This is a genomic window from Thiomicrorhabdus arctica DSM 13458 (genome assembly GCF_000381085.1).
Lineage (GTDB): Bacteria > Pseudomonadota > Gammaproteobacteria > Thiomicrospirales > Thiomicrospiraceae > Thiomicrorhabdus > Thiomicrorhabdus arctica.
Genome location: NZ_KB905900.1, coordinates 25,349 through 48,143, shown reverse-complemented (window position 1 = coordinate 48,143; position 22,795 = coordinate 25,349). Strand labels below are relative to the sequence as shown.

At 42.6% G+C, this 22,795-nt stretch carries 16 protein-coding genes and 2 riboswitches; of the genes, 8 read left to right on the top strand and 8 right to left on the bottom strand.

What is annotated here, in order from left to right; genetic code table 11:
- Positions 1 to 61: 61 nt before the first annotated feature.
- The 3 genes from efpL to pgm all read right to left on the bottom strand — a co-directional run bounded on the left by efpL (position 62) and on the right by pgm (position 3,397).
- Entirely contained in the window at positions 62 to 625 is a 564-nt protein-coding gene (gene efpL / locus F612_RS0108720; protein ID WP_019557383.1) for an elongation factor P-like protein EfpL, read from the bottom strand.
- A gap of 193 nt (positions 626 to 818) precedes the next feature.
- Positions 819 to 1,733 carry a patatin-like phospholipase family protein gene (locus tag F612_RS0108715; protein WP_019557382.1) on the bottom strand — a complete coding sequence of 305 codons (915 nt, stop codon included), beginning with the start codon at positions 1,731 to 1,733 and terminating at the stop codon, positions 819 to 821.
- A gap of 23 nt (positions 1,734 to 1,756) precedes the next feature.
- Complete coding sequence (gene pgm / locus F612_RS0108710; RefSeq protein WP_019557381.1) at positions 1,757 to 3,397, bottom strand: phosphoglucomutase (alpha-D-glucose-1,6-bisphosphate-dependent); 1,641 nt, start codon at positions 3,395 to 3,397, stop codon at positions 1,757 to 1,759.
- Positions 3,398 to 3,596: 199 nt separating this feature from the next.
- On the opposite strand from pgm, the gene F612_RS0108705 reads away from it, so the two are divergent.
- From F612_RS0108705 to F612_RS0108680, 5 genes are all read left to right on the top strand, one after another.
- Positions 3,597 to 3,905 (top strand): hypothetical protein, encoded by a 309-nt coding sequence (locus F612_RS0108705; RefSeq protein WP_211209492.1) that lies wholly within the window; start codon positions 3,597 to 3,599, stop codon positions 3,903 to 3,905.
- A 47-nt stretch (positions 3,906 to 3,952) separates the two neighbouring features.
- Entirely contained in the window at positions 3,953 to 6,100 is a 2,148-nt protein-coding gene (locus F612_RS0108700) for a TonB-dependent receptor (RefSeq protein WP_019557379.1), read from the top strand.
- 142 nt (positions 6,101 to 6,242) lie between these two features.
- A complete protein-coding gene (locus F612_RS0108695; protein ID WP_019557378.1) occupies positions 6,243 to 7,139 on the top strand; it encodes a DnaJ C-terminal domain-containing protein in 897 nt (298 codons plus the stop codon).
- Positions 7,140 to 7,325: 186 nt separating this feature from the next.
- Entirely contained in the window at positions 7,326 to 8,429 is a 1,104-nt protein-coding gene (locus tag F612_RS0108685) for a TRAP transporter substrate-binding protein (protein WP_019557376.1), read from the top strand.
- Between the two features lie 208 nt (positions 8,430 to 8,637).
- Complete coding sequence (locus F612_RS0108680; RefSeq protein ID WP_019557375.1) at positions 8,638 to 9,630, top strand: 2-hydroxyacid dehydrogenase; 993 nt, start codon at positions 8,638 to 8,640, stop codon at positions 9,628 to 9,630.
- Between the two features lie 72 nt (positions 9,631 to 9,702).
- On the opposite strand, the gene F612_RS0108675 is transcribed toward F612_RS0108680, so the two are convergent.
- Together F612_RS0108675 and F612_RS0108670 are read right to left on the bottom strand one after the other, a co-directional pair.
- Entirely contained in the window at positions 9,703 to 10,656 is a 954-nt protein-coding gene (locus tag F612_RS0108675; RefSeq protein ID WP_245539532.1) for a ChaN family lipoprotein, read from the bottom strand.
- 187 nt (positions 10,657 to 10,843) lie between these two features.
- Positions 10,844 to 12,070 (bottom strand): malic enzyme-like NAD(P)-binding protein, encoded by a 1,227-nt coding sequence (locus tag F612_RS0108670; RefSeq protein ID WP_019557373.1) that lies wholly within the window; start codon positions 12,068 to 12,070, stop codon positions 10,844 to 10,846.
- Positions 12,071 to 12,379: 309 nt separating this feature from the next.
- Positions 12,380 to 12,467, top strand: a riboswitch (cyclic di-GMP riboswitch).
- Between the two features lie 45 nt (positions 12,468 to 12,512).
- Here F612_RS0108670 and F612_RS13015 point away from each other — a divergent pair.
- The 3 genes from F612_RS13015 to F612_RS0108655 all read left to right on the top strand — a co-directional run bounded on the left by F612_RS13015 (position 12,513) and on the right by F612_RS0108655 (position 16,001).
- Positions 12,513 to 13,097 (top strand): FxDxF family PEP-CTERM protein, encoded by a 585-nt coding sequence (locus F612_RS13015; protein ID WP_245539531.1) that lies wholly within the window; start codon positions 12,513 to 12,515, stop codon positions 13,095 to 13,097.
- Positions 13,098 to 13,587: 490 nt separating this feature from the next.
- A riboswitch (cyclic di-GMP riboswitch) is annotated at positions 13,588 to 13,677 on the top strand.
- A gap of 42 nt (positions 13,678 to 13,719) precedes the next feature.
- Positions 13,720 to 14,316, top strand: coding sequence for an FxDxF family PEP-CTERM protein (locus tag F612_RS13010; protein ID WP_019557371.1), 597 nt, complete (start codon positions 13,720 to 13,722; stop codon positions 14,314 to 14,316).
- 494 nt (positions 14,317 to 14,810) lie between these two features.
- Positions 14,811 to 16,001 (top strand): EAL and HDOD domain-containing protein, encoded by a 1,191-nt coding sequence (locus F612_RS0108655; RefSeq protein ID WP_019557370.1) that lies wholly within the window; start codon positions 14,811 to 14,813, stop codon positions 15,999 to 16,001.
- 114 nt (positions 16,002 to 16,115) lie between these two features.
- Here F612_RS0108655 and F612_RS0108650 read toward each other — a convergent pair whose 3' ends face one another.
- The 3 genes from F612_RS0108650 to F612_RS0108640 form a co-directional block, all read right to left on the bottom strand.
- On the bottom strand, positions 16,116 to 16,826 hold the full coding sequence (locus F612_RS0108650; RefSeq protein WP_019557369.1) for an SDR family oxidoreductase: 711 nt from the start codon (positions 16,824 to 16,826) through the stop codon (positions 16,116 to 16,118).
- 120 nt (positions 16,827 to 16,946) lie between these two features.
- The gene (locus F612_RS0108645; RefSeq protein ID WP_019557368.1) at positions 16,947 to 20,708 is read right to left on the bottom strand and encodes a translocation/assembly module TamB domain-containing protein; all 3,762 of its coding nucleotides are present in this window, start codon (positions 20,706 to 20,708) and stop codon (positions 16,947 to 16,949) included.
- Entirely contained in the window at positions 20,705 to 22,519 is a 1,815-nt protein-coding gene (locus tag F612_RS0108640) for an autotransporter assembly complex protein TamA (RefSeq protein WP_019557367.1), read from the bottom strand. Before F612_RS0108640 ends, F612_RS0108645 begins: the two co-directional genes overlap by 4 nt.
- Positions 22,520 to 22,795: the final 276 nt, after the last annotated feature.

Here is a 22,795-nt window from a genome sequence, read left to right as displayed (position 1 = left end):
GTATTCATTCTAAAAAATCGTGATTTGGCCTTCTGGTGATTAAAATTTCGCGGGACGCGTGTTAAGCGCGAGATAAAAACTTACCGGTCAAAGTACTAACCTTCACAATCTCATTCGGTTCAATAAATTCAGGTACCTGAATCTCATAACCCGTTGATAGCTTGGCAGGTTTGGTTCGGCCTGCACCAGAAGACTTTGATCCAGGGTTGGTTTCAACAATTTCTAATTCAACGTTCGTTGGCATTTCGATGGCTAATATTTGGTCATCCCATAAAATTGCAGTAATACCGCCGAGTCCTTCGGTAAGGTATTTTTTCTCATCTTCTAATTCATCAGTATTTAATAGATATTGGCTGTAGTCTTCATTGTTCATGAAAACATAATCTTCACCATCGATATAGGAGAACATGACCTGTACTTTAGGGCAGTCGATCTCTTTTATCATGTCGTCACTTTTAAACGTTTCATCGACTTTTTGTCCAGTTTTCAGATTGTTAAAACGCATTTTATAAAGGGTTGATGCGCCACGTGAAGAGGGGTTGCGAACATCGTAGGTTTTAAGAATGTGGGGAACGCCATTGATATCAACAACGTCGCCTTTTTTAAGTTCACTGACTTTAGGCATGGAGGGAAATCCTTTTATGATTAATAGCGGCAGAATATCTATAAATAACCTCTGTGAGGCGATAGTCTATGTGGCCAATTTTGTGGGTTATTTTCGAGAGTTTGTGTCAGGAATGCAAGCGATCTTTTCGTGGCAAAGGTGTAACGTTAATAGGGCGTGTCACACCGTGTCGTTCTTTTAGATGTTGGCATCATTAGCCGAGGGTGTTTTCGGCCGTTCGATAGCCAAGCTCAATCATCTCATTGATTTTGTTGAACTCCAGCATGCCACAAGCATCGCGGGGGATTTCAATGATGATGTCGGGTGGATAAGCGGCAAGTTGTTGGCGCGCGATACTGCTTTGCATACTATCAAAAGCTTTGTTGCTGATATCAATCATATCCCAATTTAAGGTGGGTTCAGTCTCAGATGTTTCATCGCTGAATCGAGCGAACAGAGAATCGAATAAAGCGGTAACATGATTTAACCAAGAATCCTCATTGAGGTCTGTTTCTATGGGGACGACTGGCAGTTCAGCTACTTTAGGTTTGCCACCAAGATTGACCGCTATGATTAAATCGTTGGTTTGCCCGAAGGTGGGCGCTATGGGCACAGGGTTGAGTACCCCACCATCTACCAGTGTTAAGCCATCTGTGTAGACGGGAGTGAATACCATCGGCAGGGCTGTCGAGGCACGCATAGCATCGAGTAGTGAACCTTTTTGTAGCCAGATCTCCTTCTCATTTTCAATATCAGTCGCGACGGCGGTAAAGGGAATGTTCAGGTCTTCAATGTTAGGATTGCCTATTAGATTTCTAAAGGCGTTGACGAGTTTGTCGCCTTTAATGAGACCACTGCGGTTCCATGCAATGTCACTGAGTGCAATGATATCGGTATTGCTCAACTCTTTAAACCAGGTTTCACATTCATCAAGTTTGCCGGCGGCATAAATGCCGCCAATCAACGCACCTATGGAGCTGCCAGAGATTGATTTTATCTGGTAGTTGTGTGCTTCCAACCAACGAATAATGCCAATGTGCGCCATACCACGTGCACCGCCACTGCCTAACACTAAAGAGACAGTAGTAACTTTTTGCTTGGTTTGAGAGGGGTGTTTTGTCAAGGTCATTGAACTGTTCCTACCAGGTCTGGTTACTGGAGAGCATCTGCGACAATGGCTTTGGCTTCTTCAAGAATTTGATCCAAATGTGCCTGGCCTTTAAAGCTTTCAGCATAGATTTTATAAATCTCTTCAGTGCCCGAAGGACGGGCCGCAAACCAACCGTTTTCGGTCGTGATTTTGAGACCGCCAATCGACGCGCCATTACCGGGGGCATGTGTCAATTTAGCCGTAATGGGTTCGCCCGCTAAGCTATTCGCTTTGACCATCTCGGACGAAAGCGTGCTTAAAATGGCTTTCTCCGCACGGTTGGCTGGCGCATCAATGCGACTGTAAATAGGATCGCCAAACTGTGCTGTGAGTTCTTGATACAACACGCCAGGATCTTTGCCGGTGACGGCCATCATTTCTGCGGCGAGTAAATTAAGGATAATGCCGTCTTTATCGGTACTCCAGGGGCTACCATCAAAGCGTAAGAAAGACGCGCCTGCAGACTCCTCACCGCCAAATCCAAGTGTCCCGTTTTGCAAACCATCGACAAACCATTTAAAACCCACTGGTACTTCTGACAAATTTAGATGATTGGCTTTCGCAACACGGTCAATCATAGAGCTAGACACGACTGTTTTGCCAACGGCGGCCTTGTTCGGCCAGTCCGGACGATGTGTAAATAGATATTGGATAACCACGGCTAAATAGTGGTTAGGGTTCATCAGGCCAACCGATTTGGTGACGATGCCGTGACGATCGACATCTGGATCATTACCAAACGCCAAGTCATAGTTGTCTTTCAGTTTAATCAGGCCTGCCATGGCGTAAGAGGATGAACAATCCATGCGAATTTTACCATCTTTATCAACATGCATAAACGAAAAGGTCGGGTCAACTCGTGGGTTGATAATCGTTAAATTTAAACCGTAAAGCTCGGCAATAGGTTGCCAATAATCAACCGCTGCGCCGCCCATTGGATCGATCGCCAATGTTAAGCCAGCGTCTTTAATGGCTTGCATATTGACGACCTTATCCAGGTTTTCAACATAAGGCATGATTAAATCCGTAGGGGTGACATAATCCGAAGCCATTGCTTGCGTTAACAATAACCGTTTTACTTTAGTCAAGCCTTCCAAAATAATCTCATTGGCACGATCTTGAATCCATGACGTGGCATCGGTATCCGCGGGGCCACCCGTGGGTAAGTTGTATTTAAAGCCACCGTCCTGTGGGGGGTTGTGCGAAGGAGTAATAATCACACCATCGGCGAAACCAGTTTGGCGCCCTTTATTGTAAGTAAGGATGGCATGCGAAATCACAGGGGTAGGTGTGTAGCGACCATTCGACTGAATAATGACATGAACCTTATTGGCGGCAAAGACTTCAATCGCCGTGGCATGCGCTGCTTCAGACAGTGCATGGGTATCCATGCCGATATACAACGGACCATTGGTGTTCTGTAAATCACGGTACTCAACAATCGCCTGGCAAATCCCTGAAATATGGTTTTCATTAAAGGTGGTTTTACTCGAACAACCACGATGTCCAGAGGTTCCAAAACTGACCGCTTGATCAGGGTTGCTGACATCGGGTTTGTGAGTGTAATAGTCTGTCATTAAAAGAGGAATATTTTCTAACAGGGAGTAAGGGGCTTTTTTGCCCGCGAGTGGAGAATTTGCCATGGATGAGATCGCCCTATAAAATTCAGTGAAAAGTATTTTTTAAGTCTGTTGGAATGATTATATACAGGTAGAGGATTAATACTTAATAAAAACAGCCTAAAATAGACTTAAGTTTGATGGGTCTGATTGGAAGGACGCGTGCTTAGTAAGGGTGCGAAATAGCCTCATTTTACGCGAAAGTTGGTTTATAATTCCGTCCATGAATCTTCGCTCTATGTCACTATTTGATGTGTCGCACTTAAATCTTAAGTGGACAGCACCTTTTATTTTACTGTTTGTTTTAGCTCAAACGGTTGGACTATGGCATGCTGAAACTCACCCTTTCCATGAACACACGGTCAGTTGTGACCTGTTTGACCACTTAGCGCAACCCATTGATGATATTGAGCCTTATTCGGCCCAACTCAACGTGCCGCCACCTCTTCTGTCACCCAATAGTACGCTGGTTTCAGTTTATAATTCCGTCTATCAACCTTACACCTACAGCAGAGCCCCACCTTTAGCCTAATTATTAGTTGTTTTTTACCTTACAAATTATAATAATTAGGATTTAGCATGCGATTAAATAAAGCAGTGCTGACGATTTTTTTCGTCAGTGTGTCACTCTCTGGCTTTTCAAAAGCCAATGCAGAGACAGACACAATAACAACTCTATCTGAAGTGACCATTTCAGCTTCTCCCGTTCATGACCATCAAGCATTTGAAGTGCCTTCACAGATTGACCGTTTAACCGCGAGCGATAAATTAGTTCGTGATAGCGGCTCTTTAGGACAAGTCCTTGAAGCCATTCCAGGCGTGAATAATATGTCTGCGGGAGCGCAATCGGGTAAACCTGTGATTCGCGGCTTAACAGGCAATCGGGTCAAAGTTCTTTCGAATGGTCAAAGTACAGATTATCAAGCTTATGGCACGAGACATTTACCGAATACGGACAGTTACTTGGCCGAGTCGATAGAGGTGATTCGTGGTCCACAAAGCGTGCTCTATGGTTCAGAGGCGCTCGGTGGCGTGGTCAATCTCATTCAAGCTCCCATTCCCTATAATCAATCGGTGCAAGGGGAGATCGCCACCGAATATAAGAGCAACAACCAAGAGACTATGTTGGGCGCGAAGGTGGGTGTTGGCTCCGAACAGTTTGGCTTGACGGCTGGAGTGGTAAAACGCACGGGCAGTGATTTTACGGTACCGAATGTTTCGATAGCCAACCCTGCGTCGCTAGGAGGGGCGCCTAATGACCAACCGTTATTTGTGGGTAAAGTGCCGTTTACTAATTTTGATAATCAATCGGCCAATATTGGAGTCGGTTATCAAACAGATTGGGGGATGGTTGAGTTGCGTCATACGCAATGGCGATCTAAGCAAAACTATTTGGGTGTCGAAGAGGTGAATGGACAATTTGAAGCTTTAGCCTCTGGACAAAAATTGCAAAATGACGAGACTCAGCTAAAAACAGAGTTTGAGTTAGGCAATGACTGGGTTTTAAAACCGACTTGGACACATACGCGTAACGCGCGTGAAGCCTCGCATGATTTGCCTTATGAAACCATGGCTCAGGACAAAGGCACCGAAGGCTATTTAGATTTATTGGTCAATCGCGATGATATTAAACTGGCTTTAGAGCATCCTGAAATTGGCGGTTTTCAGGGAGAAATAGGCCTTGAAACCACTGAAAAAACGCAAGTATTGCGTTCAGGACACTTAACGCCTACGGCTGACGTGTCTAAACGTGCCCTCTATCTGTTTGAAGAGGCGGATTATGGCAAGTGGCTTGTACAGTTTGGCACGCGTTACGATTGGCATACGACACAAGTCCCTTTGGGGGGAAACAATCAGCACTTTGTCGATTTAGGTCTGTTTAACGAGCGTAATAACCAGCGTGAATTTGAAGTTATGACCGGCTCGCTGGGAGCAACCTACCGTTTAGATCCCCAATGGAGTCTAGCGGCCAATGTCGCACGTGGTTTTAGAGCGCCGACGATTTTTGAGTTATATGCAGGCGGTGAACATAGCGGAGTGCAAGCCTATCAAATCGGTAATCCTGATCTGAAAGCGGAAACGGCATTGAATACCGACCTTTCATTAAGGTGGCAAACGTCTAAAACGCAAATGGCGGCCACGGTTTACCAGAACTGGATTGATCACTACATCTACTTGGCCAATACAGGTCGTGAACGAGTTTCAGAATCAGGTAACCTGATCCCTGAAATGAAAACACAACAAACCGATGCAATGATTCGTGGTTTTGAATTCAGTTTAAAGCAGCAAATTGACCAGGCCTGGTCAACTGATTTTGCATTAGAATTAATAGAGGGTGTCGACACTCAAAATCATCAATATTTGCCTTTAATGCCCGCGAATAACCTGCGGGTGAATGTACACTATCAGCCCGTGGATTTTGTAGGTCTGCAAAAGCAAAAAGTGAGTTTAGGTTTAAAACTTGCGGCCAGCAAGGATGCGGTTGGCTCATATGAACCCTTTTCACAATATGATAATATGCCATTCGGTAGAGCCTCTACCCAAGCTTACGCTTTATGGGATTTACGCTACCAATCAGAGTTTAGGCTTGATAAACAAAAACTGCAGTTGAGTGCATCTGTAGAGAACCTATTTGACACGGCGTATGTTGATTTCCTGGATACGTACAAAGGTTACACATTAGGCCAGGGACGAAACTTTAAACTCTCCATCCGATTAGGCTTTTAAGCCAATGCGCCACTCATCAGAATGGATGTGTGGCGCATCATATTTTGTTTATTTAAGCACGGTGGCTTGAAATACTCTACTTTACCTCTATTAATATGTCATTATTTACTAAAGTTAAAATCTTTAAAAGAGAAGTTAAGCAATGAGCAAAGATTATTATGCGATTTTGGGCGTTTCTCGCAGTGCGAGTGATGCTGAAATTAAAAAAGCCTACCGTAAAATGGCGGCTAAAGTTCACCCAGACAAACCGACGGGTGATGAGGCCAAATTTAAAGAACTGAGCGAAGCTTATGAAACCTTAAGTGATGCTGAAAAACGCAATATGTATGATCAGTATGGCGCAGATTATCAGCAACGTGGCACAGGTGGTGGTCATGGTGGTTTTGGCGGCGGTCAGGATTACGGCGACATCTTTGGCGATATGTTTGGCGGTGGAGGCTTCGGCGGTGCGCAAGGCGGTTTTGGACAACAACAAGCCCGACCTCAGAAAGGCGCCGACCAAATCGTTAAAATCATGTTGACGTTAGAAGAAGCGATTGAAGGCACTGAACGTACCATCAATGTACAAACAGGTGATTCACGTAGCCAATCGTATTCGTATGATACCCATCCTATTAAGATCAAAATCCCGGCAGGGGTTCTTAAAGACCAAAAAATTCGTGTCAAAGAGAAAGGGTTTAGTGGCGTAAGTGGTGGGCCTGATGGTGACGTTCTGATTGAAATAAATCTGCAGAAACATCCGCACTATGAAGTGGATGGGAAAGACGTTTATTTAGATTTGCCGCTGACACCGTGGGAGGCTGCTTTAGGGGCTAAGGTTGAAATCCCCACGCTTAAAGGTAAGATTAAAATGGGCATTGCGGCAGGCACACAGTCTGGTGCAAAACTTAGAATCAAAGGCCGAGGTTTGGGGAAAGATCCGGGTAATCAGTATGTGATGATTCAAATCCATGCGCCTGAGCCGGTCACCGATGAGCAAAAAGCACTCTATGAAAAAATGGCTGAAACCATGCCATTTAATCCACGTGATGACTTTTAAGATACGTTCTTAACATAATCGGTTTGTAAAAACGGGGGAGCTAATGCTTCCCTTTTTTTATGTCTAAATGGGTGCTTTGAAATTTGGAACTCAGATATAAAGACTTTGTAAGCTAATAAAAACTGATTTAAAGCCCTGTTTTGCATAGAATGTTCTTAATCAATTAGAAAGTAGGATAACAAAGACATGAAACGTAGAGATTTTATAGGCGTCATTGCAGGTGCAACTGCGGCCACAGCCTTAACCGCTTGTGGTAAAGAAGAAGCATCTGCACAATCGGCTTCCTGTGAAGCGCAAAAAACCTATGACTGGAAGATGGTCACCACATGGCCGAAGAACTTTCCAGGTTTAGGGACGGGTGCCAATAATATCGCTAAGTTGATTGGTGATATGTCTGGTGGTCGAATCAATGTGAAAGTATATGGGGCAGGCGAGTTGGTTGGCGCATTTGAGGTGTTTGATGCGGTTTCTAGCGGCAATGCTCAATTAGGCCATGCCGGTGCTTATTATTGGAAAGGTAAAATTCCAAGCGCGGCCTTTTTTTCATCGGTACCTTTTGGTTTAACAGCTCAAGAGATGAATGCCTGGATGTATTACGGCGGAGGTTTGGCCTTATGGGAAGAGGCTTATAAGCCATTTGGCTTGATTCCAAATCCGGGTGGAAATACGGGCACGCAAATGGGTGGTTGGTTTAATAAAGAGATTAATAGCCTAGAAGACCTCAAAGGGTTGAAAATGCGTATGCCTGGCTTAGGGGGCGAAGTCCTTCGACGTGTCGGGGGTATTCCGGTGACCTTACCAGGTGGAGAGCTGTTTCCAGCGATGCAGTCTGGAGCCTTGGATGCGACCGAATGGGTGGGACCTTATAATGATTTGGCATTCGGTTTTTACAAGTCCGCTAAATATTACTATACGCCTGGTTGGCATGAGCCTGGCACGACAATGGAATGTATGATTAATGAAGCCGCATTTAATGAGTTGCCAGCGGATTTACAAAGCATTGTGCGTAATGCCATTAAGGTCGCGAACGCTGATATGTTAGCAGAATATACAGCACGTAATCAGCAAGCATTGCAGACCTTAATCACCAAACATAATGTCCAATTACGTCACTTCCCCGACGCCGTACTTAAAAAGCTTAAAACCATTTCGGAGCAAGTTGTAGAAGAGGAAGCCAAAAAAGATGCGCTTTCGACTAAAGTGTGGGCATCACAGAAAAGCTTTAAAGAGCAAGTCATGCAGTGGACAGAGATTTCAGAGTTGGCTTATTTAAAAGCACGTGCATTATAAATTTGTCGGCAACGATTATTAAAATGGTGTATTCAACCTTTACGAAACATGCCTGGTTTTGCGAGAAGCTCTTAGAGGCTAGGCCTCGCAGAAATGAATGTATCCAAACTTTTTTGGCGTCCTAAAGTAGGTTTATAATGGAGTAAATAGGCGTTTTGAGCAAAATAAACGTATCTAACCAGATAGATTAACCGTGAGAGAAAATCCCATGAAAATCGTTTCCTATAGTTGCAAACCTTATGATAAAAAAGCACTGATCCAGGTCTTTGATGCATCCTGGGACAGTTTATATCTGGACGTGTTATTAGATCTAGATACTCTGGCATATGCGCACGGGGCAGAAGTGGTCAGCGCTTTTGTGAATGATCGTTTAGATGCAAAGGTGCTCAAAATTTTGGCCGAAGGCGGTACGCGCTTGATTGCATTACGTTGTGCCGGTTTTAATCAAGTCGATTTGCAGGCTGCAAGTGATGTGGGGATTTCAGTTGTTCGTGTGCCGGCCTATTCACCTTATGCCGTGGCGGAACACACGGTAGGTTTGATGTTAGCGTTAAACCGTAAACTTTACCGTGCGTATAATCGCGTGAGAGAAGGAAACTTTTCTCTAAATGGCATGTTAGGTTTTGATATGCATGGCAAGACGGTAGGCATTATTGGCGCGGGAAGAATCGGCCGTTTGGTGGGTAAAATGCTGAAGGCATTTGGCTGTCAGGTCTTGGTTTATGACCCATTTGAATGTCATGCCTGTCAAGAGCTTGAGTTAGAACAGGTTGATCTAGAAAGCATTTGGGCCCAGTCAGATATTATTTCATTACACTGTCCTTTAACGCCCGAGAGCACGCATATTATTGATACTGATTCCATTGCCAAAATGAAAACCGGGGTGATGTTGATTAATACCGGACGTGGCGCTTTAATGGCGACGCAGGCTGTCATAGAAGGCCTTAAATCCCAGAAAATAGGTTATTTGGGTTTAGATGTTTATGAAAAAGAGGGGGCTTTGTTTTTTGAAGATCATTCCACTGAAATCATTCAGGATGATATGTTTGAACGTTTGCTAACGTTCCCAAACGTACTGATCACAGGGCATCAGGCCTATTTTACCCAAGAAGCGCTATCGCATATTGCCAAAACCACGGCAGAAAATATAAAAGCCTTTCAAACGAAACAACCTTTAATCAATGCCGTTAAAGTCGAATGATAGTGACTTTAATGGCAGGTTGTCCTTTCTTGTCTTAATATACCCTACCTCTCCAGATTACAAAGAGGTCTTTTAGCGACAGAGTGCTTTTTCGGCTTGGCTAAAGAGTTTTTTTCTGGCTTGTTGTTTATAACGAGAATCTAAATATTGTTCCGGTTGGTTTTGGAGGAGATAAATCACATCTCCCTTTTTTAAATCTTCAACTGAATAGCTTGGTTGAACAGCATTTTCAACCAGTACAGGACTAATGACGGCCACCTTTAATTTGGAGTTTAGGCTTTTCAGAGCCGAAACCGTTCCCAAAGAATACTCGCTATGAAATTGGCCATTGAGGTGCAGGATTTGAGCGTGTGGATTGTCTAACCAGGCCTGGTAGATTGATTCTGCCATGGTATTGTCCCGCGTAAGCTGTGCTAAGTAACTGTTCTCTTTATGTTCGGCCGTCAATTTTCTCGCATCGGCCAAAAAATCCATATAACGTAGACGATATTCGGGCTGATCAGTCAAGGGTTTGCTTGCAATCAAGAGCCGTTCTCTGGGCAACAGCTTGTTTAAGTAAGCAGAACCTTGACGACCAATGCAACGAACAATGTCTGCCGGTGCATTGGCGGCAATGACGGGGATAAAATTCTGTTTGGCAAATTCAATCAATGGGCGATAAGAGCCCGTATAATTCGACCAAGTGGGCGCTTCGTTGATTAAAAATGCTTCGCCAATTTCACTGTCTAAATAGCGATTTAAAATCGATTGTTGATCGCGATTAAACATCTCCATAGAAAGAATTTGCCGCGGATGCAAAATATGCATCTCTGTCATTAATTGCATCTCTAAAAGGTGAGAAGCATGGTTGCCATGCAGCTCGCCGACAAAGACAATATCCTGGTCTTGAAGTTGGATAGCCAGCTGTTTAACCGTTAAGGGCTGTTGCGTTTGGCTATTAATCAGTCGGTAGTCATAAGCGTTCTGCAGAGGTTCAACGGTTAGGGGTCGGTCAGCGGCTACCAAATTCACTGGTCTATTGGTCAAATGATTGGGGAGGCTGCTGCACCCAGTCAGTATTGAACTGACCAATATCGAACATATTCCAAGCAAAGAAAAAAATGGCATCATAAGTAATGACCAGGCCTGGTCGGTTTAGGCCGTAAACTCGTTACGTCAGGCAAAGCAATCTGCGGATTTACCTCTGACGACTCTGCTTGGAGGCCGATCATGTTTAAATCAAGTCCAATTGTGCAACGCCAGAAGCAATGGCGGCTTGGCTAACCGCTTTAGGGATGACATGAATCAATCTAGGATCATTTGGTTTGGGCAAGATATACTCACGTCCAAACACCAAAGCATCACCGCCATAAGCCGCAATGACTTCCGCTGGCACAGGGCTGTGTGCTAATTTTCGTAAGGCGTGAACGGCGGCGATTTGCATGCGTAACGTAATCTTAGTGGCAAAGACATCTAAAGCACCACGGAAGATATAGGGAAAGCCTAAAACATTATTCACTTGATTCGGATAGTCGCTCCGTCCAGTGGCCATAATAAGATCACTTCGAGTTTTATGAGCCAGTTTTGGATCCATTTCAGGGTCAGGATTGGCCATGGCAAAGACAATAGGGTTAACGGCCATCGTACATAACATCTCCTCGGTGAGAATGTCTTTTCCTGACAGACCCAAAAATACATCAGCGTTTTCCATCGCTTCCGCTAAACAAGTTTTATCGGTATCTATAGCAAACGACTGTTTATAGCGATTTAAGTCATTGCGGTTTTTGGATACAATGCCTTGGCTATCCACTAGCGTGATATGCTTTTTCAAAGCACCAAGCTCTACGAGCAAGTTCAAGCAAGCAATCCCAGCAGCCCCCGCTCCCACACAGACAATACGCACATGTTCTAGCTGTTTGTTTTGAATTTCAAGCGCATTCAATAAACCTGCCGATGAGACAATGGCTGTGCCATGTTGATCATCATGAAACACGGGAATATTGAGTTGCGCTTGTACGGCTTTTTCAACTTCAAAACATTGTGGAGCTGCAATGTCTTCTAAGTTAATGCCACCAAATGTTGGCGCGATATTGACAATGGTGCGAATTAACTCAGCCGTGTCACTGCAATCAATTTCGATATCAAACACATCAATATTGGCAAAGCGCTTAAACAACATGGCTTTGCCCTCCATGACGGGCTTGCTGGCCAAGGCTCCTGTATTACCTAAGCCCAAGACTGCGGTGCCATTTGTAATCACGGCAACCAAATTAGCCTTTCCGGTATATTTATAAACATTCGTAGGCTCTATGACAATTTCACGCACCGGTTCGGCCACGCCAGGGCTGTACGCCAAGCTTAAATCCCGTTGGGACTCACAGGGTTTAATAAGTGCCGTTTCGAGCTTTCCGGGTTTTGGAAGGGCGTGGTAGTTCAAAGCCGCTTGGCGTAAATCACTCATTGTGTTCTCGATCGTTAGCGTGAATGTTAAGCTAAGATTGTAAAACAATTAAAAGCTTTTAGCCGTGAATTTTATGATTTAAAAAAGATGAAAATTGTGAGTGATCAGATCATGAATTTTAGCTTAATATATCTGAAATAAAAGCATGACAAGGGTATGCGTGTACTGCACGTTATTCTACTGTCATCTTCTCATTCGTTCATTAGGATCAATAAAAAAGATCTAACAACGTCATTAAATTTTTAAATAACTCTGAGTAATTTTTTATTAGTGTATTTTAGTGTACTAGGGTAGTATAAATACTGAATTTATAGATAAAGCCAAACTTGACGTGAGTTAAGTACGGAAAGCTGCAGATCTTTGAGGGATGTTCCACTAAGATGGCTGGGTTGCAATGCTTAAGTTTGTAAACTTTTTACTCTTAACATTGGAAGAATATATTATGAAAACGTTAAATAAAAATTTAATAAAAGTTGGAATGGTAGCTCCGTTCGTTCTGGCTACTGGCATGGCGAACGCGGCAGCGGTTGATTTTGGACTGCTTAGTGTCGATGGAAAATCTAAATTTCACCGTGTTATTAGCTATGACGTAGACTTGGTCTCCTCCTATGCTGATCAATACTCGTTTCAATTAAATGATCCGCTAAACATTGATGGTTTCTTGTCAAACTGGTTAGCACCTCGTACTTCTACAGGGTCGGCTCGTAGAGTAGCAAGTGATAATATGACGGTTGATTTCTATGAGGATAACGGTACTCCTAACTGGAATCTACGTAGACATTGGGATGTCGCTTCAGGGGATGAAGTGGTATACAACAACAATTTAGTCGCAGGTAACTATCGTATTGATATTGCCGGTGACGTGAGTGGTTCTACTGGTAGCACTTACGTGCTTGATGGTACTGTTTCAGCCGTTCCTGAGCCAAGTACTGTTGCCTTAATGTTAGGCGGCTTAGGGCTAGTTGGTTTTATGGCAAGACGTCGTAAAACAAATGTAGCTGTAAGTTCAAACTTAATGGCAGCTTAAAATCGTTTCATTTGAAATGGCTTAGAAAGAAGACGTTAATCGGATGGATTATGTCGCCATGACCCATTCGTTAAATGGCTAAGTCTCAATTGATTCAAAAAAAGGACAGAGTAAAATATTTTTTGGCTTACTCTGTTCTAACCCCCTCTTTCGTAAAATGTGTATACATTCTTTTTTTGTTTTCCTAAATTACCCATTGAAACACTCTATTCATTTTAAGGTGAATCTCAGGGGTAAAATTTACATAACCTCTCTTTCGAAAGTTCGGCTCAATACATAGATTTTTCCCAGGATATTCGTCAAACGGCTTTTATCGTTAAAACGTGTGGTGAATGAAATTGTCTTTGAATCCGATCAAAACTAAAAAAGATTATGTGCACCTTTTACAAATCATCCTCTATTTAAGAGGGTCATTAACTTATTGAATGCACTATAAGTTATTTTTGTTTGTACGTTTAAATACTAATCTATAACATAGTGCTTGAACTTTATAAGTATAGGCCAATCTTTACGTGAGTAAAGCAACGGAAAGCTACAGGTCTTTGAGGCACAGGTTCGCAAAGATGGCTGAGCTGCAATGCTTAAGTAAGTAAAATTTTACTCTTAACATTGGAATTATATTATGAAAACTTTAAATAAAGCTTTAAATAAAAATATCATTAAACTTGGGTTAATCGCTCCATTTGTTTTTGCAACTGGAATGGCAAACGCAGCGTCCACTGATTTCGGAATGCTTAGCCTAGGTGGAACTGAAAACTTTCACCGCGTTCAAGAATATAATGTTGGTTTGGCTCCATCTTCTTATGCCGATGACTACATGTTTCAATTAGGGAATACATTAAACCTTGATGGTTTGTTGGCTAACTGGTTAGTGACTGACAATGATGGCATTGATAAAGTCCGCAGTGACAACATGACGGTTGATTTTGCCCAATGGAACTCTGGCACATCAATGTGGGATAACATTCAAAGCTGGGGTGTCGCTTCTGGTACTCAGGTAGATTACAACTCCGATTTAGGTGCGGGTAGTTACCGTGTTGCGGTCGCTGGTGATGTATCTGGTACAGTGGGTAGTACTTATGTAATTGATGGTACTGTTAAAGCTGCAACTGTTTCAGCCGTTCCAGAACCAAGCACTTATGCTTTAATGTTAGGTGGCTTAGGTTTAGTTGGTTTTATGGCACGTCGTCGTAAGACAAACCAATCTGTTGTCAGCTAAAAACGTTTATGCTCAATGAGCTTGGGAAGGCTACTGTAACGGAATCGTTTATTTCTCCATGGCTAACCCGTTAAATTCCTAAGTCGAGTTTGAGTATAAAATAGGGCAGAGTAAGCGGTTTGTATTAACTTACTCTGTTCTACACCTCTCTATTCCTATTTCTATCTATATATCACTTTCTTCTAAACGCTAGGTCTATCTGGGTCTTGTTCCTAAGTGTTACTATTATCTCCACTTGTCTGTTTTACCATTCTAAATTTAGCCTTTTAATCTTATATTCATCCTTATGCATTCAATAGAGACCGCAAACGTCTTTCATACCATCCGTTTTTTAAGGTTTTGCAGATACAGTTTCTTGTACACTCGTTTTGTTAAGACGGAGAACGCTGTCATTGGGCTACTCATGAAGTTTGTTCAAGCCCAAAAATAATTATTTACTTTCGCTGCTAACAGGACGATACAATGAGACTTAAAATCAAATAAAGTGATTCGTTATGGAAGCAGCACAAGATGACTATTTTGTTGGCAGGCAGCCTATTTTAGACGGCAATAATCACATTTATGGCTATGAATTATTGTTCCGTGGCGGTTTGACGACAACAGCTGAATTTGATTCTGCCAGTACCGCGACGGCGGTTGTGATTCGTAATGCGATGATGAATGTTGGGTTGAACGAGTTGGTAGGAAATGCAAAGGCCTTTATTAACTTCCCGGAAGCGTTTTTTTTAGAGGCACAAGAACCGATTTTCCATCACGCCCAAACCGTGATTGAAGTGTTAGAAGACGTTCGACCAACGGAAGCCGTGATTACAAGTATTCAATACTTAAAAGAGCAGGGGTATACCATTGCCTTAGATGATTTTATTTTTAAAAATAGGTTCCTGCCTTTTATACAGATGGCCGATATCATTAAATTTGATGTTGAACATGTCAGTCCAGAAAAATTAAAACCTTTATTTGATAAAGTTAAAAATATCGCTAAAGTCATTATTCTGGCCGAACGCGTGGAAACCAAAGAGATGTTTGAACATTGCAAAGCGGCTGGAGCAGACTTGTTTCAGGGCTATTACTTTGCAAAGCCTGAAATTGTGACGGGAAAACAGCTGGGCGTGGGTAAGGTTAATTTAATGCAGCTGTTGGAAAAAATCGTTGATTCTTCGTTGCATTTGGATGATTTAGAAAAGGTGATCGAAAGAGATGTAGGTCTAAGTCTTAAGATTTTAAAAATGGCTGGCCAATACCGAACGGCTAAAATGCCCAATTTTTCAACATTAAAAGAAGTGCTGAGTTTATTCGGGATGAAACGTGTGCAGGCTTGGGCGACCATGATTTCCCTGACGGCGTTAGACGATGTCATTCCCGAAGTCTTTAATTTAGCGCGTTTAAGAGCGATCTTTATGCGTAATGTCGCACAGCATGAAAACTTAACGAATGTCGACAGCTTCTATTTGGCGGGTCTTTTCTCAATGTTAGACGTCATTGTTGGACAAACCTTGGAGCAGGCTTTAAGCCATATTCCCATCAGTGATGGGATTAAAGAGGGTTTACTGAATGGCACGGGAGAATATGCTCGTTTGCTAACCATTGCTGAAAGTTTCGAGAAAAAGAAAGCGGATGAGTTTCAAGAATATGCTCTGTTTTACTTTAACGCGCTCAAAGAGGTGAATTGTCTGGCTAAGGCTTAAAAGATCAACTCACTTATTTGGCTATAATCATTTGCAGTTCTTCAGTGTGATGAGCCTATTGTGCACACTGTTTTTTTCTGATCGATGCCTAGCTTTTGTTTGAGAGACCGTAGATTATCTTGGAAAAGAACCATTATTAATATCCAAACAGATCCCATTAATATATTCAGGCGACTCAGTTGCCAGCCAATAGATTGACTCAGCGACCTCATCAGCCGTCGCAAATCGACCTGCTATCGTGTTTTTCAAGAAAGCCTGTTGTCGGTGTTGCGGGATATTGTCCAGCATATCTGTTTCGGTTGGACTGGGGGCGACGGCATTGACGATAATGGTGCCCTCAAACGCTTTAGAGAAGGACTTGGTGGCATTAATCAGTCCTGCCTTGCTAATGCCGTACCAAATGTCAGGATGGCCAATCTGTCCCGCGATAGAGGCGTTATTCACCACTCTAGGCGTATATTCTGAAGTCACTTTGAGCTTGTCTGCTAACAATTCAATTAACTTCACAGGTGCCATAATATTTAAGGCAAGGGAGTAGTCTCGTTGTGGATCTGTATAGGAGTCATAGGTCTGTTGTTGTAAGAGGCCTGCATTATTAATCAGCACGTCAATTGAATCGATTGAATCAACCAGGGCTGGTAACTCCTCCAAGTCAGTCAAATCAAAAGCGGTGCACGTCACTAATGGGTGGTTTTGGTAATCAAAATGGGATGGATGACTAAAGTCTCTTGCGATAATCTGTACGTGATCACCGGCTTCAACAAACTTTTGTGTTAATGCTAAACCAATGCCTTTATTGCCGCCTGTAATGACTATATGTCTCATGAGTTGTTACTTTTTTTGTCTAAACTGAATAGCCTAAATAATACGTTGTTTATTCAGGGTTGCAAGGAGTTATGTTGGCTATTTTCGTTAACCGATAATGACATTCTGCAGGCCTAATACTTAGCGTTCAAGTCGATAAATGAGATCAACCGAACTGTTGTTGTCGCCGCTATTGGTTTTTAGAAGCCATTTATTGGTCAATTGATAAAAGAACTGCACAGCATTGTTTTGTTGCCCAGTTAAGTCCTTGGCATAACGGACATAAAGCTTATCAGTTAGGCTACGCCCTACCAAAAGACTACTCACTTTCTGTCCTTGCACATCAAAGTAGACATCCTGAATGCCCAACGTACTGGTTAAAGTGTTGAGCACAGGGGTATTGTTTTGAATGCCGAGTTTGTAAAAGGCACTCAACACTTGAGACTCATAATTGGGCTCCTTTGACATATCACCCGCACGTCCAAAGACCATTAAATTAATAATACGCCCTTGTGATAAAGCGGGAGTGGAGTAGAACACAAACTGTGGTTGGCTCGCATTACCTGTGATATTGAGTCGAGCTGTGGTTTGATCCACGACTCTATAGAGGTTCACATTGAGTGTTGGGTTGCCAATCATACCGTTAAAGATAAAACTGGAACCATCTACTTGAATCCGATTTCGTGCATCCAAATTGATATAACCTTCGCGCAACTTAACCTCGCCAAATGCTTTCATTTCCGGTGAGTTTAGCGTTTTAACCAGTTGCAGTTCACCGCCTAAAAACAGTTGAGAATTCTGTACGTTCACTTTTACATTTTGACCAAAACCAATTTTTATATCGTAACTGAGATTAGAAGTGCTATCTTCTTTGGGAACCACTTGGCCTTGTGCATTTATGATGATCTCATCATCGCTGGTGGATGTGCGTTGGTGCAAAGGCATCTCATCCAGGTTTAACTCACTGTCTTGTAATTGTACTTGACCTAGGATATGAGTGGCCCCTTTGGCCAACGTCACTTCCATGTTTGCAGAGGTTATCAGGTGTGCAAAAGGGGTTTTAAGCAACTCAATCGATTGTGTATCAAAGTGGGCCAATAATTTAGGTTGAGTGTCGAGTTGGGTTAATTTGAGTGTTAAATCTGCTCGACGTTTCTCAGTTTGATTCTCTTGTTGCTTCCAAACCCCTTTTGCTTCAATGGCTTGAGGGGTCAGTTGTGCTTGTAACTGAATCGCTTGATTCTTCAAACCGAGTAAAGGCAAATTTAGATCGAGGTCAATATTGGCTTGCGTATCGTGGTGCAGAGTCTTGAGGTTGCCTGACAGTAGACTCTCAATATTCAACTCTGTTTTATTGAGCTCGACGAGTTCTAAAATTCTCCCTTTGAGTGGCCACTGGGTCAGATTAAGATGTATTTTTCCGTTTAATTTAGCATCCGACCAGGCCTGGTTGTTCTTGTTTTCGGCATGAATTTCAGCGTTTAAACGACCGGTTTCATTGATGTTGGCTAGGCTTTTAAGACTGGCTTTTTTAGAGTCTAACTGTATGTCAGTTTGCCAGTTTCTAATGACAAACGGTACTTTGTAACCCTGCTCAGTGACCATCACATCTAGTTGCGGAATTAAGAGCGTTTGTTGCATTGTGAGCTCATTTTTCCAGGTTAAAGAGCCTTCACCATTTAAGCGGCCTTTGAGCGATAGGGTGTCACTTAACCAAGGTTTTATCCAGTCGAAAATGGGAAATGCATTCATTGACCATTTTGCATAATCATTTTGGGCTTGCAGACAGAGTTTAGCCTCAGCATTGTCAACGGATTGAAGGCAAATTTCTTCAGTCTTAATCTGCCTAGGCGCTTTCCATTCAATTTGACGGGGTTGGGCTAACTGCCAACTTCCTGTTTGAGGTTGCTTAATATCAAACCGTCTTAAGATGATACTTTGTTGCTTTAAATTGGGTTTTGCTTCATAGAGCTGGGCATGGAAACTCAGCTCTGGGTGCTGTACCTTCACGTCACTGCTTATGCCTGTTTTAGACGCTTGACGGATGGCACTGATCTTAGAAAATAGTACACGGTTTTCGGCGATGTTAGAGGTCTGTAAGACCGTGTCAGCGGTTATTGCAAAAGTACTCAACGCCAATTTGTGTAAGGGAACTTTTGCATTCAATGTGACTTTTTTGAGCGTCAGTGCCTCTTGGTTGGGTGAATTCGGCAGTGGATACCGTAGATTTTCAGCATCGATTTTTAGAGTTGACCAGGCCTGCTCAAATCCAGAAAAGTCTTTCAGCAAACGACCGTTAGCATTGACCTTGGCGGTGACTTTACCTGACAAAGGGGCATACAACTGGTGTAGTTGATTGAGTTTTGCATTTAAAGAGAGCTTAAATGTTTCAGCCCATTGGCCGTTGAAATCGATCGAGTTATCCCCCAAAGATAGCTTGGCTGAAGGAATCTCGATTCGGCTGAAATCAGGTTTTATAAAAAGTTTCGCCTGAACCTTGCCTGAATAGGCTGCATACGTTAACTGAGCCGATTGAATATTTATCGCATAGTCGGAGTCGGTTACATTGGATTGGGTCGAAGATGCCCCTTTAGTTTTAGCTACTTTATGACGCTGAGTTTTGACAATGCCTTTAAATGCCATCGCTTCGGGTAAACCCGTGACATCAAGTTGTTTAATGCTGAGTTGGCTTGTCAGGGTGTGATAGTCGCTGAGGGTGAAGTCAAACAAGCTATTTATTTGATAGTTCAGTTTTGGGTCTAGCCATTGCAAATTTAACTGTTCAGTCTGTACGGTTGCTTTGGCCGTAAGCATCTCTAAGCTTGGCAAGTTTTGAAGGTTTGCCTGACCCTGAACTTTCAAACCACCCATCTTCTTAAAGTCTGTTTTAAGTTCAAATTTGGTCATGCCAGACGGGTCGTATTCAGTAGAATATTCAAGCTCTGTTAAAGGCTTATCCTTTAGGTTAATGTTTAGTTTGCCTTGGCTGACAAGGACTTTGTTATTTAGGTTAAAACGTAAGCTATTTTGGCCTTGTAACTGATTAATTTGCCATTGTTCGTTCAACTTTGCTTTCAGCTGCTTAAATTGTGAGTCAAGCTGAATTGTGGATTGATCCATTTTAAGCACATGCTCAGAGTGCATAGTATAGGGTTCAATCATCTCCACATTTAAGTGAACCTGTTGTAAACCACCCGAGGCTTGAGTCACCAATTTTAGTGACTTTATTCCTTCTAAACCCAATAGATTAAGGTCTAAATCGGCTTTAAACTTTGTTGCGCTTAACACTTCAAAGCGACTGTTAGCATGCAGTCGATAAGTTTGATACTCTGTTTTAAGGTTTTCCAGAGTAAGCGTCTTGTCTTGCCAGTGAATGCCTGTATCCAATTGTGCGATCTCAATGGCCGGCTTGTTCTCAAGCTGTAGGCTGGCTTGCGTGATACTGATATGATCGACATCAAATAAAACATGATAGCTTTCTAACTGGCTGAAAAATGCAAATGGTTCGGTAGTGCTTGCATCCGTTTTAGGGCGACTGCCGATGAGCTTAATCGTCGGTTTGGTGATGTCAATTTCTTGAAAATCAATATGACGATTGATTAAGGCTGATAGGCGCCACTGCCACTTCATTTGGTCAATATGTAGATGGATGGTAGGGCTATTGAAACGGATATTTGTGAGCGTTAAGCCATCAACTAATTGGCCTTCCGCCGATTCAATCTGCAACTGACCACCGGTGAATTTTTCTAAATAGGGCAGGGCTGTTTTTGCGCTTTGTGGATGCCATAAAAGTAAGGATACGACGATAAGGAACAGAATTAAAATCAGTGCGCTAATACTCAGCGTAATCACCCAAAACCCTTTAAAAAAGGCCGCTGCATGTTTAAGGTTAGGTCGTTTCATAAATCAAACCCTAAAGAAAAGTGTATACGCCAAGGTTGTGCCTTTTCGGACACCGGCCAGGCAATATCTAACTTTGCCATGCCTACAGGTGTATAACCGCGTAAACCAAATCCAGCACCAACCTTTATGTCGCCAGTCTGTCTATTATCAAAAAGTTGTCCTGCATCGACAAAGAGTCCTAAACCAAAATATTGGGTGAGTCGGTAATCGGTTTCAACCGAACCTGAAAGACTATTCCGCGCACCAATAATCGAGTTTGTATCGCTTTCAATACCAATCGACTCAAATTTATAACCCCGTAGATTTTCTCCCCCCAAAAGTGTTAAGTAACTTGCTGGAATGGATTGGTTTTTATCCGCTAAAGTCAGCATGGTTTTTGCACGGAGATGCAAACGCCAAAACTCCGCGAGGGAGAACACTTTACGTGTGCTTAATTCGAGTTGGGCGAATTGCGAATCTGACACGATATTGTCAATACTGACTCTTAAAGTCGCATTGTGTTGATAACCCGCTGTTGGATAGGTCTCGTTATTTACCCAACGGTTTTTAACACTCGAACCGAAAAGCAGTGTTTGGGTTGTGTTAGAGGGATCTTTGGTATAGCGAAAGTCCTCTGACTCGAATGAAATAAAGGGATGAATTAACCATTCGGGGTTAATTTGGTAGCTGTAGCCCGCAGACAATGCCTTCAAAGATCGATTTAATGTGTCTGACTGCGTGGCATCAAATTTTAATCCCATATTCCAATGTTGAGTTGCTGGGTGTTTTCCTGGTATACGATAGTTAAAACTAAGGTTTTGTGCATTTTCACCGAACAAACTATCAATTTGATAATTATGTCCCTGCTGATTGACTAACCGATTTTCAAAACCAAAGAGGACTCGGGCACCTGTGTCAGTGCCATATCCGCCACCCATTTCAAAACGGTGCTTAAGACTGTCCTCTAATTCAACATGAATTGGAATATGTCTATCCTGTTGGTTGGAATATTGGGGTGCGACTCGGATCAATCCGAAGTAATTGCTGTCTATCAGACCTTTTTGCAGGGTCAGAATGCCTTCTTGACGATAAATGTCGCCAGGGGTGAATTCAACATAGCGGTGTAAAAATGCATCATTAATCTGTTTGCTGCCCTGAAAGGTCACTTTACCAAACCGGTAGGGGGCATGGGTATCGAGGTGAAGATAGATATCAACCGCCTTTAGATGCGGATAGACCTTAAATTCACGTTGCGTAAATTCATAGTCCATATACCCCTCATTCACCGCAATATTTGTCAGAGCACTCACCGTATCGGTGTAGTCTTGGTGTGTAAAGATCGCTTTAGGTTTTAACGTAAGCTGAAACTTTTGAAATTGTCGCCAGGCGGACAGGTTTTTACCATCGCCTATAATCTCTAAATCTATTTTTCGAATGCGTACCGGATCACCTAAGTCAATCTTAAAGGTAACACGGGTTAAATTGGGTTGGCGTGTTAGTTGGCTTGTGATTTTAGGCGAATAATAACCTAAGGCTTTGAGGACATTCAGCAGTTCACTTTCGGCTCTTTGGTATAAAAAATCAGTCTGTGCAGGGAAGGCATCATTTTTTAAGTAACTCAGGGGGAGTTCCTGGACTAATTGTTTCGTCAGATCACTGTCTGCCTCTTTATCAAGTTCAACCGAGACTTCTAGTTTTGCTGGCGGTTGAGTGTTCAGTTGAGAGTCATTTTTGGTCGGTTCTGGATTTGTTGCAGATGTAGGGGCTACTTCGGCAAATGAGCTGAATGATAAGAGTGTAAAAAATAAGACTAAGCCTTGTAACCATTTCATAGATTAACGCTGAGATAATGGGAGTGATTGGCCACAAAGCGTTCTATATTATTAACGTGTGCAAATAACATCAATCATCACTTAATTAGGGGTTAGGAGTGTTCTTAGCAAACATCTTCATTTAGCCGTCCATTTTAGCAAAAGTTAGTGTTTTATAATGAATATTAGGCATGCTTTGAATGAAAAATGCAGAAGTGCGTTTTATTTGCGTGATTCAGGATATGACCAGGGCTGGTGGGTTTAAATTCAAAAACGTTTTCATGGGAATCATTAGAA

What these genes read in the sequence shown, in the direction of transcription:
- efpL (WP_019557383.1), bottom strand. Translation starts at nt 625, where the DNA reads ATGCCTAAAGTCAGTGAACTTAAAAAAGGCGACGTTGTTGATATCAAT.
- F612_RS0108715 (WP_019557382.1), bottom strand. Translation starts at nt 1,733, where the DNA reads ATGACCTTGACAAAACACCCCTCTCAAACCAAGCAAAAAGTTACTACT.
- pgm (WP_019557381.1), bottom strand. Translation starts at nt 3,397, where the DNA reads ATGGCAAATTCTCCACTCGCGGGCAAAAAAGCCCCTTACTCCCTGTTA.
- F612_RS0108705 (WP_211209492.1), top strand. Translation starts at nt 3,597, where the DNA reads ATGAATCTTCGCTCTATGTCACTATTTGATGTGTCGCACTTAAATCTT.
- F612_RS0108700 (WP_019557379.1), top strand. Translation starts at nt 3,953, where the DNA reads ATGCGATTAAATAAAGCAGTGCTGACGATTTTTTTCGTCAGTGTGTCA.
- F612_RS0108695 (WP_019557378.1), top strand. Translation starts at nt 6,243, where the DNA reads ATGAGCAAAGATTATTATGCGATTTTGGGCGTTTCTCGCAGTGCGAGT.
- F612_RS0108685 (WP_019557376.1), top strand. Translation starts at nt 7,326, where the DNA reads ATGAAACGTAGAGATTTTATAGGCGTCATTGCAGGTGCAACTGCGGCC.
- F612_RS0108680 (WP_019557375.1), top strand. Translation starts at nt 8,638, where the DNA reads ATGAAAATCGTTTCCTATAGTTGCAAACCTTATGATAAAAAAGCACTG.
- F612_RS0108670 (WP_019557373.1), bottom strand. Translation starts at nt 12,070, where the DNA reads ATGAGTGATTTACGCCAAGCGGCTTTGAACTACCACGCCCTTCCAAAA.
- F612_RS13015 (WP_245539531.1), top strand. Translation starts at nt 12,513, where the DNA reads ATGAAAACGTTAAATAAAAATTTAATAAAAGTTGGAATGGTAGCTCCG.
- F612_RS13010 (WP_019557371.1), top strand. Translation starts at nt 13,720, where the DNA reads ATGAAAACTTTAAATAAAGCTTTAAATAAAAATATCATTAAACTTGGG.
- F612_RS0108655 (WP_019557370.1), top strand. Translation starts at nt 14,811, where the DNA reads ATGGAAGCAGCACAAGATGACTATTTTGTTGGCAGGCAGCCTATTTTA.
- F612_RS0108650 (WP_019557369.1), bottom strand. Translation starts at nt 16,826, where the DNA reads ATGAGACATATAGTCATTACAGGCGGCAATAAAGGCATTGGTTTAGCA.
- F612_RS0108645 (WP_019557368.1), bottom strand. Translation starts at nt 20,708, where the DNA reads ATGAAACGACCTAACCTTAAACATGCAGCGGCCTTTTTTAAAGGGTTT.
- F612_RS0108640 (WP_019557367.1), bottom strand. Translation starts at nt 22,519, where the DNA reads ATGAAATGGTTACAAGGCTTAGTCTTATTTTTTACACTCTTATCATTC.